Below are 14,845 nucleotides of genomic sequence, written 5' to 3' on the forward strand. Positions count from 1 at the left end.
TTAGGAGCCTAATATGACTAAGCAGCCCGACGACTGGCTCGATGACGTCCCCGATAATGAAAACGAAGACGACGACGATGAGATTATCTGGGTCAGTAAAAGCGAAATTAAACGCGATGCCGAAGAGCTTAAGCGCTTAGGCATGGAGCTGATGGAGTTGGGCAAAAACGCGCTCGACAAAATCCCTCTGGACGATGACCTGCGCGCCGCCATTGAGCTGGCGCAGAAGATCAAAAAGGAAGGCCGCCGCCGTCAGGTACAGCTGATTGGTAAAATGATGCGCTCCCGCGACATGGATCCGATCCGCCAGGCGCTGGATAAGCTGAAGAACCGCCACAACCAGCAGGTTGCGCTGTTCCACAAGCTGGAAGCCCTGCGTGACCGTCTGGTAGAAGAAGGCGACGACGCAATGACCGAAGTGCTGCGCCTGTACCCGGATGCCGACCGCCAGCAGCTGCGCGTACTGATCCGCAACGCCCAGAAAGAAAAAGCGGCCAATAAGCCGCCGAAGTCCTATCGCCAGATCTTCACCTATCTGCGCGAGCTGGCCGAAAGCCAGGATTAATATTAAGGCCCGCAAGCGGGCCTTAATTATTGGTAAATGCTATTCGTAGGTCGGATAAGCGCCAGCGCCATTCGACAAAACTGGTGGGTGACGCTGCCGCTTATCCACCCTACGGACTCGTCCGTTCTAAGCCATCACCACGTCACACAAATCCTTGTTAAACCGCTGGTACTGCTCTTCGCTAATCTTTTGCGGGTAGCTCAGCACAATCAGAGCGTGATCGGCGAGCCCCTCGTGGTAGCTCGGGTGGACATGCTCATAGCCATTTTCATGGAAGCCCAGGCTTTGATAGAAGCGCAGGCGCTTCTGGGCGATATCCGTGGTCAGCGGGTCGATTTCCAGAATAATTAATGGGTGCATTTGCAGGAACTGGCTCAGCATTCGCTTGCCGTAACCCTGCGCACGCAGCCTGCCGTTTACCGCCAGGTGCTCAATATAGGTGTAGCCGCTATAGCGCCATGCGCCAATCATGCCGATAAACTGCTCGCCGTCGAACCATGCCAGCAGCTCGTAGCGCTCGTTTTCCAGCGCGCTGGCTTTGGCCTGCGGCTCTCGCTTTTCATGCAGGGGAAACGCGCTTTCATACAGCGCGTCAACCTCGGCAAACCACGGGGAAGTCATCCCCGCTATTCTTTTAATCGTCAGCATATTAATCGATCAGATGGGCAATATCGTCGTAATCCACCGACGGCGGCGATTTACGCAGGAAGTCGGTGAGGAACAGCAGATAGCAGAAGCCAATCCCCAGCCAGACCAGGCCGACAATCATCGCGTCGCGCTCAAGGTTAACCCACAGCCAGACGGACATCACGAAACCGATAATCGGCAGCAGGCCATACTTGATCATCGCACTCGTCCCGCGGCGCTTTTCGTTAATCAGGAAGTGTTTCACCACGCTGAGGTTAACGAAGATGAACGCGCCCAGCGCACCGAAGCTGATCATGGAAACGACCAGCCCAAGATCCAGGAACAGCGCGGACAGGGAAATAGCCGCCACGAACAGAATCGCGCGGTACGGCGTGTGGAACTTCTTGTGCAGATGGAAGAAGATTTTACGCGGCAGCACGCCTTCACGCCCCATGGCGTAGAAGATGCGGGAAACCCCGGTCTGCGCGGTCATCGCCGAGGCGTAAACGCCGGTCAGGTAGGCGGCCATAAAGAAATTGTACATCCACTTGCCGCCGACTTTCTCAGACACCACCAGGCTTGCGGTGTCCTGCACCGGGATCAGCGACTGCCAGTCCGGGTAGGCCAGATGCGCGGCATAAGAGACGGCCATAAAAATCGCGCCCGCCACAACCACGGTGATCAGAATTGCGCGCGGCAGGGTCCGTTTCGCGTCGTGGGCTTCTTCAGCCATTGTCGCAATCGCGTCAAAACCAAGAAACGCGAGACACAGAACAGCCGCGCCGGAGAGCAGACCGGCAAAGTCGCCTGCCCCCACCAACAGCGGCTTCATTAAGGCCGCTGGACTCAAATCAGCTTCGCTGAACGACAGCGCGATAAACAGCACGATGAACACCATCTGCGCCGCAATCAGTGAGAAGTTCACCGATGTCATCAGGCGTACGCCCAAAATATTCAGCAGGCTCACCGAGGCTATACAGGCCACCACAAACACGGAGGCGGGAATAGCCGGAAAGGCCTCATGCAGGAAGATCCCCAACACTAAGTAGTTAAGAATTGGCAGGAAGAGGTAGTCCAGAATCTGCGCCCAGCCGACCAGAAAGCCCACCTTACCGCCGAAGCTGCGCTGCACATATGAGAACGCCGATCCGGCCAGCGGTAACGCGCTGGTCATGCGGCAGTAGCTCAGGGCAGTAAACAGGATGGTGATAATCGTCAGGAGATAGGCGATGGGCAGATGGCCATGGCTCAGCACCGTTACCTGGCCGTAGGTGGTAAACACACCCAGCGGGACCATATAAGCGAGGCCAAATGCGACGAGCGCAGGCGTTTTGAGGACTCTTCGCAACTGAATATTTTGTGGCATTACCGTATCATCTCCTGGTGAAACAAAGCACCGACTGGTTTTCCTGCCGAGGCAGGGGAATTTAGAAAACGGCGGATTTTGGCACAAGGGGTGGGGGTTGGAAAGGCGGTTATTATTAATTAGCCATTATAGTCAATGAAGTTTGTCACAAATCAGAAAATCCACGCAGAAACGGTGGATGACGCTTCGCTTATCCACCCTACGCCTGCGATTTGTAGGGCGGATAAGCAGCCAGCATCATCCGCCAGATTGCTTAGGACTGGTACACGATTTTCCCACCAACCAGCGTGCGCATAACCTTCGTCTGGTACACCTTCTCCACCGGCTGTTCGAACAAATTGTTTTCCAGCACGATGGCGTCCGCCAGCTTGCCGACTTCCAGCGAGCCGATGTACTGCTCGCGGGCAATCATGTATGCCGCATCGATGGTCGCTGAACGCAATGTTTCAATCAGCGTCAGGTCACGGTCGGTATCCAGACGTGGGCCAGCCGGGTTGCCTTCGCTGTCCCAGGCGCGACGGGTCATGCCCACCTGCAGGTTGTACCATTCGTCCAGACGGTCAATCGGCCAGTCGCTGCCGTACGCCAGGCGCGCACCTGCGTCCAGGAAACGGGCCGCTGGCTCCATATGCTCAAAACGCGCGTCGCCCAGCATTTCGCGCTCTTCATCAATCAGTACGCCCGGCAGTCCGCCCCACTGGTAGGAGAGCACCGCCGTCGCGCCCAGCTTCGCGAAACGATCGTACTGATGCGGCGCAACCAGCTCGTTGTGCGCAAGGCCAGGACGAACGTCTTTGCCCGGATAAGCGGCTCGCATCTTCTCCACTGCGTTCAGCACCATCTCGATTGCGCCGTCGGCAACGGTGTGGGTGTGCGGGTGAATGCCAGCGCGGCCACATTCCACCATCAGGGCTTCGAGAACGGGCGCGGTAAAATAGAGATCGCCGTAACGCTCGCTCGGCTGCCAGTCAGGCGCATCGTGCGTGCCACGGTTCTCGCGGTAAGGTTCCAGCAGCGAGGCGGTCATGGTAGGCGGCTGAAGCACACCGTCCACAAAGAATTTTACGTGCGTGGTGCCGAAGCCCGGCGCTGGCGTCCATTCGGCATCGTTCCAGGCACGGTTAAACTCGGCGATTTCTTCGATGGCGCGCGCGGCATCCTGCGGACCGTCAACGCTGTCCGGCGTCACTTCTTTGGCCCCCAGCATACGCACCGTCAGTTCGCCACGGTCACGCAGCACGGCAAAGGCTTCCAGCTGCTCCGCAAACACGCGCGTATCCATTACCGTCGTCACGCCCTGCTGGTTAAGCACCTGCTGGACGTGGGTCGCAATCTGTACGTTTTGCTCCGGCGTGCCGGAGGGGATGCTGTCAAAGGCGCGCATGGCTGGCGCATCTTCCAGAATACCGGTCAGGCGGCCTGCATCGTCGCGGGCAATTTTACCGTCCGCAGGGATCGGCGTGTTTTCATCGATGCCCAGCATTTCCAGCGCGCGGCTATTGGCCGCCAGGGTGTGGCAGTCGTTAGAGAATAGCGCCACCGGACGTTTCGTATTAAGCGTGTCCAGCGCTTCGCGGCTCATATCCGCGCCGACCGGCGTCATCGCCTGACGCTGCCACGCGCGCACGGTCAGCCAGTCGTTTTCACCGGTGAACGGGTCGTTATCGATGTGCTTCTGGATGATCGCCAGCGTCTCTTCTACCGAGAGCGCGGCATAGTTCAGGTTGCAGCCGCGAAGTTGCTTGCCGCCCCAGAACGGGTGCATGTGGCTGTCGATGATGCCGGGCAACATCACCTTGCCCTGCAGGTCGATAACCTCGGTTTCCGGCCCGGCCAGCAGCATAACCTCTTCATCGCTGCCCACGGCAACGATATAACCTTCACCAATCGCGATAGCCTGACAAAAGGTGTCATGCTCATCAGCGGTATAAATAGTGCCGTTGTGGTAAACGACATCCACAGTTTGGGTGTTTACAGTCATTTTTCTGCGCTCTTTCAGCGTGGGTAAAAAAAATGCCAGCCGGGCAGGCTGGCATGAATACATAATAGTTGCTTAATTACCGCGCGGCTTTTTTTGCCAGGCCGTCGAGTAATTTTTGATGGATACCGCCGAAGCCGCCGTTGCTCATCACCAGGATGTTATCCCCCGGCTGGGCGGTTTTCAGGATCATCTCCACCAGCGAATCCACGTCGGCGCTACAGTGCGCGGGCTGGATGCAGGCTTCTGCTACTTCCACCACCTGCCACGGAATATGCGGTGGCTGCAGCAGGAACACTTCGTCAGCGCGGCCCAGAGAGGGCGCCAGGTCATCTTTGCTGTGGCCCATTTTCATGGTGTTGGAGCGAGGTTCCAGCACGGCGAGGATGCGCGCGGTGCCGCCTACTTTGCTGCGCAGCGCCGCAAGGGTCGCCAGAATAGCCGTTGGGTGGTGGGCGAAATCGTCATAGACGGTTACGCCATTTTCTTCACCGCGCAGTTCCAGACGGCGACGCGCGTTCACGAAGGTGTCCAGCGCCTTAGCGGCATCTGCCGGAGCCACGCCGACATGACGGGCGGCAGCAATGGCCATCAGGCCGTTGTGCATGTTGTGTTCACCCACCAGCTGCCAGTTCACTTCCCCTACGCGTTCGCCGTCGAGCAGCACTTCCCAGTGGGAGGCATCCGCATTGAGCTTTTTCGCCAGCCAGTGGCCCTGCTCGCCTACCAGCTCCTGCTCGCTCCAGCAGCCCATCGCCATGGTCTGCCTGATATTCACGTCGTTTTCTGGCCAGATGATTTTCCCCTGCCCCGGCACGATGCGCACCAGATGGTGGAACTGTTTCTGAATCGCCTTCAGGTCGTCGAAGATATCCGCGTGGTCGAACTCGAGGTTGTTGAGGATCAGCGTGCGCGGGCAGTAATGCACGAATTTGGAACGCTTGTCGAAGAATGCGCAGTCGTATTCGTCGGCTTCAATCACGAAGAACGGGCTGTCGCCCAGGCGCGCGGAAACGTCGAAGTTCCCCGGTACGCCGCCGATCACAAAGCCTGGCTTATAGCCGCAGGCTTCCAGAATCCACGTGGCCATACCGGCGGTGGTGGTTTTACCGTGGGTGCCCGCTACCGCGATAACCCAGCGGTCGCGCAGAACGAAATCATGCAGCCACTGCGGCCCGGACATGAACGGGATGTTCTTTTCCAGCACGGCTTCCACGCACGGGTTGCCGCGCGTCATGGCGTTGCCGATGATCACTAAATCAGGCTGCGGCTCGAGCTGGCTCGCATCGTAGCCCTGAATCAGGGAGATGCCCTGCTCTTCAAGTAACGTGCTCATTGGCGGGTAAACGTTGGCGTCTGAACCGGTGACTTCATGGCCCAACGTACGAGCCAGCATAGCCAGTCCGCCCATAAAGGTGCCACAAATCCCTAGAATATGAATGCGCATACAAAACTATCCTTTCTCTGTTTGGCGCACATTCTACCCGCATGTTAACGGGGGGAGAACTGTAATTCAGGATATTCCTTAAATTGCTGGCGCGATTCACCTGAGCGCGACTCTTTGATAGTTTGTTAAGATTGTTGCCATAGCTTTACGTCATTTACTCAACCGCAAATGCAGGGAAAGTGTTATGAAAACGTTAGGTGAATTTATTGTCGAGAAGCAGCACGAGTTCTCCCACGCAACCGGCGAGCTTACTGCTTTACTGTCGGCGATAAAGCTGGGCGCCAAGATCATCCACCGCGATATCAACAAGGCCGGCCTGGTCGATATCCTGGGTGCCAGCGGCGCTGAAAACGTGCAGGGCGAGGTTCAGCAAAAACTCGATTTGTTCGCGAATGAAAAGCTTAAAGCCGCGCTGAAGGCCCGAGGGATCGTCGCGGGGATCGCTTCTGAAGAAGAAGACGACATTGTCGTGTTCGACGGCGCGGAGCATGCAAAATATGTAGTGCTGATGGACCCGCTTGACGGCTCATCTAACATTGATGTCAACGTCTCCGTTGGCACCATCTTCTCCATCTATCGCCGCGTCACGCCGGTTGGCTCTCCCGTTACCGAGGAAGATTTCCTCCAGCCGGGTAATAAACAAGTGGCGGCAGGCTATGTCGTTTACGGCTCCTCCACCATGCTGGTTTATACCACCGGCTGCGGCGTTCACGCCTTCACCTACGACCCGTCTCTGGGCGTGTTCTGCCTCTCCCAGGAGCGCATGCGTTTCCCGCAGAAAGGCAACACCTACTCCATTAACGAAGGCAATTACATCCGCTTCCCGACCGGCGTGAAGAAGTACATCAAGTTCTGCCAGGAAGAAGACAGCTCCACGCAGCGCCCGTACACCTCGCGCTACATTGGTTCCCTGGTAGCAGATTTCCACCGTAACCTGCTCAAGGGCGGCATCTACCTTTACCCAAGCACCGCCAGCCACCCGGATGGGAAGCTGCGTTTGCTCTATGAAGGTAACCCGATGGCGTTCCTGGCCGAGCAGGCGGGCGGCAAGGCGAGCGATGGCAAAGAGCGCATTCTGGATATCATTCCGGAAACCCTGCACCAGCGCCGTCCGTTCTTCGTCGGCAACGAGCATATGGTCGATGACGTAGAGCGGTTTATCCGCGAGTTCCCGGACGCTTAAGCTTCAGGGAATTTTCGGTGGATGACGCTATTGCTTATCCCGCTACGGATAGCGATTTGTAGGGCGGATAAGCGCAGCGTCATCCGCCGTTTAACAGCGGAAGCTGGCCATCGCGGCCACCAGCTGCTGCGACTGCTCCTCCAGCGAGCGGGTTGCGGCGGACGACTGCTGTACCAGCGCGGCGTTCTGCTGCGCTGCCTCATCCATCTGGCTTACCGCAATGTTCACCTGCTCGATGCCGTGGCTCTGTTCGTTTGAAGCGCTGGCAATCTGGCGCATCAGCTTCGTCATCCGCGTCACCTCTTCGGCAATCTCATCCATCGTTTCACCTGCCTGCTGGGCCAAATCGCGGCCTTCACCGACGTGGTTCTGCGAATCGGAAATCAGCGTGCGGATCTCTTTGGCGGCCTCCGCGCTGCGGCTTGCCAGCGTGCGAACTTCGCCTGCGACAACCGCAAATCCACGGCCCTGCTCCCCCGCCCTCGCGGCCTCCACCGAGGCGTTCAGCGCCAGGATGTTGGTCTGGAAGGCAATCCCGTCAATTACGCTGAGAATGTCGGCGATACGATCGGAGCTTGAGGCGATATCCCGCATTTTTTCAATCACGTAGCAAACCATTTCGCTGCCCCGGTCGGCGGTATCGGAGACATCTTTCGCCAGCTTATGGGCCTGTTCGGCGTTATCGGCGTTCTGTTTCACCGTCGCGGTGATCTGTTCCATGCTGGCGGCGGTCTGCTCCAGCGACGTGGCGGTAGACTCGGTGCGCTGGGCGAGATGCAGGTTGCCTGCCGTCAGCTCACGGCTGCCGGTATCAATCTGCAAACTGGCGTCGCGCACGCGTCCAACGGACTCCGTCAGCGAGTTGCGCATGGCGGCAATGGCGCTGGCCAGACGACCAAACTCATTTTTCCCGGCGGGCGGCAGCTCGCGAGTCAAATCCCCTTCGGCGACGTGTTCCAGCTGTTCAATAGACAGGTTCAGCGGCTTAAGCAGCAGGTGGCGCAGCGCCAGCCACACCAGCACGATGATCCCGGCGGTTAGCAGCGCCGCGATGATAATCAGCGTCAGCACGATTTTCTTTTGCAGCTGAACGGCGGCAACCTCGTCGTTACCGCGCTGCTCCCCCCACTGGCGGAAAATCTGCAGGTCGGTATCAAACTTCTGCGCCAGCGGGATCAGGCCGTTTTCCAGAAGGTCATAATAGTCATCCGGGCTCTGTTTGCCGAGCGCGGCCATCATCGGGGTGATGCCCTTCGCCTGATAATCGGCGTAGGTTTGCGACAGGTTTTTGATCAGCTGATTACCCTCTTCGCTGTCCACGCCGCCGTCGATAAAGCTCTGAATGTCCTGCCGCGCCTGGGCCACTTCGCCGGTCACGGTACTGGCGGATTTCGCCGCCTCCTCCAGCATGCCGATTTCCATCTGGCGCACGGCCTGCCCGGCTTCGTTGCGGGCGCGCAGCAGGGCGGTGTAGCCGTCGGTCAGGCGCACCATCTGCTCGCCCTGCAGGCGGTTGATTTTTTCGAGTGAGCTGGAGCTTTGTTGCAGAGCAAAAATACCTATGCCGCTGACGACCAGCAGCAGAAATGTCATGACCGCCAACAGCGTTAGCAGCCCCGTACGTATCGACAGATTTCTCAGCATGCTTCTTTCCCGGTGACTTAGAGGTGAAAACTCGTGGAGACGTTATCGGCAGCCACCGGGGAAAGTTTAGACGATTTACGCTAATTCAAGATGTTACGGCTTAGTTACCGCAACGCTAACGCGTTTAACAGGGGAGCTTTGCCTGTTCTCCCACAGTACCGTCAGGCCCCGCTGCAGGGCGATAAAAATAAACAGTAAAATGCCGATGGCGATCTTCGTCCACCAGGAGCTGAGCGTGCCGTCGAAGTTAATATAGGTCTGGATCAGCCCCTGAATCGCCACGCCGAACAGCGTGCCCAGCACGGTGCCTACCCCGCCGCTCAGCAGCGTACCGCCGATCACCACGGAGGCAATGGCGTCCAGCTCCACGCCCATGCCCGCCAGCGCATAGCCAGCGGAGGTATAAACGGAAAAGACGATACCCGCGAGCGTAGCCAGCCCGGTTGAAAGCATGTAGATGCGCACGGTAGTACTGCGCGTTGAGATGCCCATCAGATTTGCAGAGGTCGCGCTGCCGCCAATCGCATAAACCTGATTCCCGAAGCGGGTACGGTGGGCAAGGAAAATACCTATCACCACCACTGCCAGCATCAGCAGCCCCATTGCGCTTAAGCGCCCACCGCCGGGAATGCGCCACGCAAGGCTTGAAAGCGTGTCGTAGATGGGGTGGTTGATGGGAATCGACTCTTCGGAGACCAGATAGCTGACTCCGCGCAGGAAGAACATCCCGGCAAGGGTGATAATAAACGCCGGGATTTTCAGCGCGTCGATGAGCAGCCCCATAAACGCCCCAAAGGCACAGCCCATTAACAGCACCAGCGGGAAGGCCATCAGCGGCGACAGCCCCCAGAAGCCAATCGCTTTAGCGAGAAACACGCCGGTAAAGGCAATCACCGAGCCGACCGACAGGTCGATGCCGCCGGATAGAATCACAAAAGTCATGCCTACGGCGATAATCCCCAGAAAAGCATTGTCGGTCAGAATGTTGCAAATCACCCTGGTGGAGGCGAAGCCGGGAAACTGCGTCAGGCAGTACAGGTAGCCCAGCACAAAAACCGCCAGGGTTATCATCAGCGGCAAGTTACGTTTGATCATGGCGGCGAAGTCCTTTGAGCAGAGCAATAAAACGCGGCGACTGCACGATCAGCACGCACATCACCACCACGGCTTTCACGACCTGGTTAAGCTCAGGCTGGAAGCCGGAAAGCAGGATGCCGGTGTTCATGCCCTGGATAATCAGCGCGCCCACGACGGAGAGCGCGATGTTAAAGCGCCCGCCCATCAGCGACCCGCCGCCGATCACCACCGCCAGAATGGCGTCGAGCTCCAGCCACAGCCCGGCGTTGTTGGCATCGGCACCGCGAATGTCCGCCGTCACGATAATCCCGGCAATCGCCGCGCACAGGCCGCTCAGCATGTAGGTGAGCATCACAACCAGGCGAGTATTCACCCCGGCATTTTTCGCGGCGCGGATGTTGATTCCCACCGACTCAATGAACAGCCCCAGCGCCGTTTTGCGGGTAAAAAGCCAGAAGACGATAAGCGTAGCGATGGCGATAATCACCGGCGTCGGGAAGTAAAAGATCGAGCCGCTGCCGAGGAACGACAGGCTGGGCGAATCAAAAGTGACGATTTGCCCGGTGGTGATCAGCTGGGCGACGCCGCGCCCGGCAACCATCAGGATTAGCGTGGCAACAAACGGCTGGATCTTAAGAATCGCGACCAGAATACCGTTCCACAACCCCGCCAGTACCCCAACGCCCAGCGAGGCCAGCAGCACAACGGTCAGGCTATGTCCCGCAACGGTGAGCGTGGCGGCGGTCGCCCCGGCAATGGCCATCACCGCGCCGACGGACAAATCAATGCCGCCGGTAGCGATAACCAGCGTCATGCCAATCGCCAGCAGCGCCACGGGCGCCGCGCGGTTTAGAATGTCTATCGGGCTGCCGAACAGCCGCCCGTCCTGCACGACGATATTAAAGAAATGGTTGGCGACCATGCTGTCGACCAGCAGTACCAGCACCAGCGCGACAATCTGCGGAATACCGGGCGGCCAGCGAAAGCTGCGCCTGGTTTTTGTCGTTTCCGTTTGCGGCAGTGAACGAGACATCACGATTTACTCCTCATGCCGCAATGGCATTCATAATGGCCGAGACGGACAGCGCTTCGAGTGGGATCTCTGCCACCTGCTGCCTGTCACGCATGATCACCACGCGATCCGCGTAGCCCACCAGCTCCTCAAGCTCCGAAGAGATGACCAGCAGCGCCAGCCCGTCGGCGCACAGCGTTTCGATCAGGCGGATGATTTCAGCGTGCGCGCCCACGTCGATGCCACGCGTTGGTTCATCGAGGATCAGGAACTGCGGTTTGGTCAGCAGCCAGCGCGAAAGCAGAACTTTTTGCTGGTTGCCGCCGGAGAGAAATTCAACAGGCTGCTCGGCGCTCGGGGTGCGGATGCCAAGCTGGCGGATAAAACGCTCCGCTATCTGATTCTGTTCCCGGCGGGGGATAGGACGCAGCCAGCCGCGCTGGGCCTGAAGCGCCAGAATAATATTTTCCCGCACCGAGGCGGCGGCAATAATCCCGTCGGTTTTGCGATCTTCCGGACAGAAGCCGATGCCGAGGCTGGAGGCCTTATGCGGCGAACGCAGCGTCTGCGGCTTGCCTTTGATCCACGCCTTGCCGCTGTCGGCCGGTTTGATGCCGAAGATCACTTCTGCAGTTTCCGTACGGCCCGATCCCAGCAGGCCGGCAAGCCCCACGATCTCTCCTGGACGTACTTCAAGATCGAACGGGTTGATCACCCCTTTCTTGCCGAACTCTTTGAATGCGGCAACGGGTTTTTCGCTGAGCAGCGTCCGCCCGGCACGCTGAAGCGCAGTGGTTTCCAGCTCGCGACCCAGCATCATTTTCACCAGATCGATCTGCGGCAAATCTTTCGTATCGCGGGTGCCGACAAACGCGCCGTTGCGCAGCACGGTGATCCTGTCGGTCACTTCGTAAACCTGATCGAGAAAGTGGGTGACGAAGATCAGGCTGACGCCCTGATCCCGCAGCTGGCGCATCAGGGTAAACAGCATCTCCACTTCTTTGGTGTCGAGGCTGGCGGTGGGTTCATCGAGGATCAGCACTTTGGCGGATAGGTCGATAGCGCGGCAGATGGCGACGATCTGCTGCATCGCCACGGAGTAGCGGTTGAGCGGCTCGGCGACGTCCAGCGAGAAGCCGTAAGACTCCATAAGCCGGGTGGCGCGCTGCTCCATCTCTTTGCGACGCAGCAGCCCGAAACGGCGCGGCTCACGGCCAATAAACAGGTTATCCGCAACGGACATATTGGGCAGGAGGTTAACCTCCTGGTAGACGGTGCCAATGCCAAGCTGCTGGGCATGGGCGGTATTTCTCGGCGAGATGAGCTCGCCTTCAAGGTAAATATTTCCGCTGTCGCGCTGGTATACCCCGGTCAGCGCTTTGATCAGCGTCGATTTCCCGGCGCCGTTTTCCCCCAGCAGCGCCATGATTTCCCCGCGTCGCAGGCTGAAATCGACTTTGTCGAGGGCCTTCACCCCCGGGAAATGTTTGCTTAGCCCTTCCGTGCGCAGAATTTCCTGATTGTTTGTGTTCATCACCGCACTCCTGGCGAAAGCCGTTCACTTTGTAGGGTAGATAAGCCCAGCGCCATCCACGCTGCCATCCGCTGAATGGCGAATGACGCTACGCTTATCCGCCCTACAAAAGAAAATGCTGCCCGTTAGTAGCCCATCGTTTTTTTCTTCTCAAGCTCTTCTTTCGCGGTATCCGGCAGGTAGAGCGTGGATTTGGTCACGGTGACTTTTTCCGGCATGGTGCCGTCTTTCTTGAATTTCTCTAACGCGTCAAACGCCGGGCCAGCCATGTTCGGCGTCAGCTCTACGCTGGCGTTCGCTTCGCCGTCGATCATCGCTTTGTAGATATCCGGCACGCCGTCGATGGAGCCGGTCAGGATGTCTTTGCCCGGCTTCAGGCCCGCTTCTTTAATGGCCTGGATAGCACCGATGACCATGTCATCGTTATGCGCGTAGACCATGCAGATGTTTTTGCCGTTGTTCTCAGCCTTGATGAAGCTCTCCATCACTTCTTTGCCCTTGCTGCGGGTGAAGTCGCCGGACTGGGAGCGGATAATTTTCACGTTGGAGGCTTTAGAGATGGCGTCCGCGAAGCCTTTTTTACGGTCGATGGCGACGCTCGCACCCACGGTGCCCTGCAGCTCAACCACGTTACACTGCTTGCCGTTCAGCTCTTTGAGGAGCCATTCGCCAATCAATTGGCCCTCCAGCACGTTGTTGGCGGTGACCACAGTCATGTACAGTGATTTGTCTTTTACGTCGATGTTACGGTCCAGCAGAAAGACCGGGATTTTGGCCTCTTTGGCTTCCTGTAATACCGGCTCCCAACCCGTGGCGACAATTGGCGCAATGAAGATAGCGTCCACGCCCTGAGCGATAAACGACCGTACGGCTTTAAGCTGGTTTTCCTGTTTTTGCTGGCCGTCGGCGATTTTCAGCGTAATACCACGTTTCTGGGCTTCGCTCTTCGCCACGGAGGTTTCTGCCGCGCGCCAGCCGGATTCAGAGCCTACCTGCGAAAATCCAACCGTTAAGGGAGCAGCAACTGCCATAGACGACATTGCTGCGGTTACTGCAGAGACCAAAAGTAAGCGCTTCCACATAGGGGCATCCTCGTAGGGTTTATTGTTGGGTAAAAAATGGCCTGTGCGGAAAAGCATAGTCGACGCCATGGTTAACAGAATGAGTTACATCACAATTCCAAAAAGATCCGTCCCACCTTGTAAACGCTTACACAAAAGCATGAAAAAAACGGCTGAGTTTATGGATATATTCGTTGCCGGAGTGCTCTGAAAAGCCGTCAGGTCAGGATGGAGGGATAAAAGAGGCGGAGACATTTAGAGAGGTTTGGCTATAATACCGGGCACTTGAATGTCCCCAGTTTAAAGGAAACCGACATGAGCTTACTCAACGTCCCGGCGGGTAAAGATCTGCCAGAAGACATCTATGTTGTTATCGAAATCCCGGCCAACGCCGATCCAATCAAATACGAAATCGATAAGGACACCGGCGCGCTGTTCGTAGACCGCTTCATGTCTACCGCGATGTTCTATCCGTGCAACTACGGCTACATCAACCACACCCTGTCCCTGGACGGCGACCCGGTTGACGTGCTGGTCCCAACGCCATACCCGCTGGCACCAGGCTCCGTGGTTCGCTGCCGTCCGGTTGGCGTGTTGAAAATGACCGACGAAGCGGGCGAAGATGCCAAGCTGGTTGCGGTTCCGCACACCAAGCTGAGCAAAGAATACGATCACATCAAAGACGTGAACGACCTGCCAGAGCTGCTGAAAGCGCAGATCACCCACTTCTTCGAGCACTACAAAGACCTCGAAAAAGGCAAGTGGGTTAAAGTTGACGGCTGGGACAACGCAGAAGCGGCGAAAGCCGAAATCGTTGCTTCCTTCGAGCGCGCAGCGAAGAAGTAATTTTTCCCGCGATGCCGACGTAAAAACACCGCCAGATGGCGGTGTTTTTTTATGGGCGAGATGCTGGTGGATAATGCCTCGCTTATCCGGCCTGGCTCAAGACTGGCATGATTTGCAGGGCGGATAAGCGCAGCGCTCCGTCATTCACATCCTGTTCATTAGTACTTATCTTTATCCAGCCAGTTACCGCTGTCGATGCGGATTAATCCCTCCACCGGGCGCTGGTAGACATACATCCATGCGCTGCCCTGCGCGGTCTGAATTAGCTGGCGTTTGTACTCGCCACCCTTGGTTCTCAGGGCATCCAGTTCGGCAAGGGTTGAGGCATCAATACGGTAAACCTCGCCAATGACCTGGCCGACACCGGGCACCGCGCCCGGATAGTGGCCAAGGCTATACAGCACATAGTTTTCCTGTGTGTGATCGCCCAGCCACTGGGCATTGGTCATCCAGTGGCTGTTGCCCTGCTTGCGTCTTAAACTGCCGTAAACAAATATTCGCATTG

13 protein-coding genes are annotated in these 14,845 nt (G+C 57.5%); 3 read left to right on the forward strand and 10 right to left on the reverse strand.

Translation table 11 applies throughout. The annotated features are described in order from the left end of the window. The first annotated feature begins 13 nt into the window (after positions 1-13). The gene (gene yjgA, locus ACA108_19630; protein ID XEX95512.1) at positions 14-565 is read left to right on the forward strand and encodes a ribosome biogenesis factor YjgA; all 552 of its coding nucleotides are present in this window, start codon (positions 14-16) and stop codon (positions 563-565) included. Between the two features lie 126 nt (positions 566-691). On the opposite strand, the gene ACA108_19635 is transcribed toward yjgA, so the two are convergent. The 4 genes from ACA108_19635 to mpl form a co-directional block, all read right to left on the reverse strand. Further along, a complete protein-coding gene (locus ACA108_19635; protein XEX95513.1) occupies positions 692-1,213 on the reverse strand; it encodes a GNAT family N-acetyltransferase in 522 nt (173 codons plus the stop codon). Between the two features lies 1 nt (position 1,214). Then, on the reverse strand, positions 1,215-2,558 hold the full coding sequence (locus ACA108_19640) for an APC family permease (protein XEX95514.1): 1,344 nt from the start codon (positions 2,556-2,558) through the stop codon (positions 1,215-1,217). 253 nt (positions 2,559-2,811) lie between these two features. Next, the gene (locus ACA108_19645; GenBank protein XEX95515.1) at positions 2,812-4,539 is read right to left on the reverse strand and encodes an amidohydrolase; all 1,728 of its coding nucleotides are present in this window, start codon (positions 4,537-4,539) and stop codon (positions 2,812-2,814) included. Between the two features lie 76 nt (positions 4,540-4,615). Next, positions 4,616-5,983: a UDP-N-acetylmuramate:L-alanyl-gamma-D-glutamyl-meso-diaminopimelate ligase gene (gene mpl / locus ACA108_19650; protein XEX95516.1), complete on the reverse strand. Its 1,368-nt coding sequence runs from the start codon at positions 5,981-5,983 to the stop codon at positions 4,616-4,618. Between the two features lie 184 nt (positions 5,984-6,167). Here mpl and fbp point away from each other — a divergent pair, with 184 nt between their 5' ends. Beyond that, a complete protein-coding gene (gene fbp, locus ACA108_19655) occupies positions 6,168-7,166 on the forward strand; it encodes a class 1 fructose-bisphosphatase (protein XEX95517.1) in 999 nt (332 codons plus the stop codon). Positions 7,167-7,256: 90 nt separating this feature from the next. Here the strand turns inward: fbp and ACA108_19660 are convergent, their stop codons facing one another. The 5 genes from ACA108_19660 to ytfQ form a co-directional block, all read right to left on the reverse strand. After that, entirely contained in the window at positions 7,257-8,810 is a 1,554-nt protein-coding gene (locus tag ACA108_19660; GenBank protein ID XEX95518.1) for a methyl-accepting chemotaxis protein, read from the reverse strand. 93 nt (positions 8,811-8,903) lie between these two features. Next, positions 8,904-9,905 (reverse strand): galactofuranose ABC transporter, permease protein YjfF, encoded by a 1,002-nt coding sequence (gene yjfF / locus ACA108_19665; GenBank protein ID XEX95519.1) that lies wholly within the window; start codon positions 9,903-9,905, stop codon positions 8,904-8,906. Next, entirely contained in the window at positions 9,892-10,923 is a 1,032-nt protein-coding gene (gene ytfT / locus ACA108_19670) for a galactofuranose ABC transporter, ATP-binding protein YtfT (protein ID XEX95520.1), read from the reverse strand. The genes yjfF and ytfT overlap by 14 nt, the downstream gene beginning before the upstream one ends. A gap of 10 nt (positions 10,924-10,933) precedes the next feature. Next, positions 10,934-12,433, reverse strand: coding sequence for a galactofuranose ABC transporter, ATP-binding protein YtfR (gene ytfR / locus ACA108_19675; GenBank protein ID XEX95521.1), 1,500 nt, complete (start codon positions 12,431-12,433; stop codon positions 10,934-10,936). Between the two features lie 125 nt (positions 12,434-12,558). Next, positions 12,559-13,515: a galactofuranose ABC transporter, galactofuranose-binding protein YtfQ gene (gene ytfQ / locus ACA108_19680; protein ID XEX95522.1), complete on the reverse strand. Its 957-nt coding sequence runs from the start codon at positions 13,513-13,515 to the stop codon at positions 12,559-12,561. A gap of 294 nt (positions 13,516-13,809) precedes the next feature. On the opposite strand from ytfQ, the gene ppa reads away from it, so the two are divergent. Continuing rightward, the gene (gene ppa, locus ACA108_19685; protein ID XEX95523.1) at positions 13,810-14,340 is read left to right on the forward strand and encodes an inorganic diphosphatase; all 531 of its coding nucleotides are present in this window, start codon (positions 13,810-13,812) and stop codon (positions 14,338-14,340) included. A 158-nt stretch (positions 14,341-14,498) separates the two neighbouring features. Here the strand turns inward: ppa and ACA108_19690 are convergent, their stop codons facing one another. Beyond that, positions 14,499-14,843: a gamma-glutamylcyclotransferase gene (locus tag ACA108_19690; protein XEX95524.1), complete on the reverse strand. Its 345-nt coding sequence runs from the start codon at positions 14,841-14,843 to the stop codon at positions 14,499-14,501. Positions 14,844-14,845 lie beyond the last annotated feature (2 nt).

It is taken from the genome of Dryocola sp. LX212 (assembly GCA_041504365.1).
Taxonomy (GTDB): Bacteria; Pseudomonadota; Gammaproteobacteria; order Enterobacterales; family Enterobacteriaceae; genus Dryocola.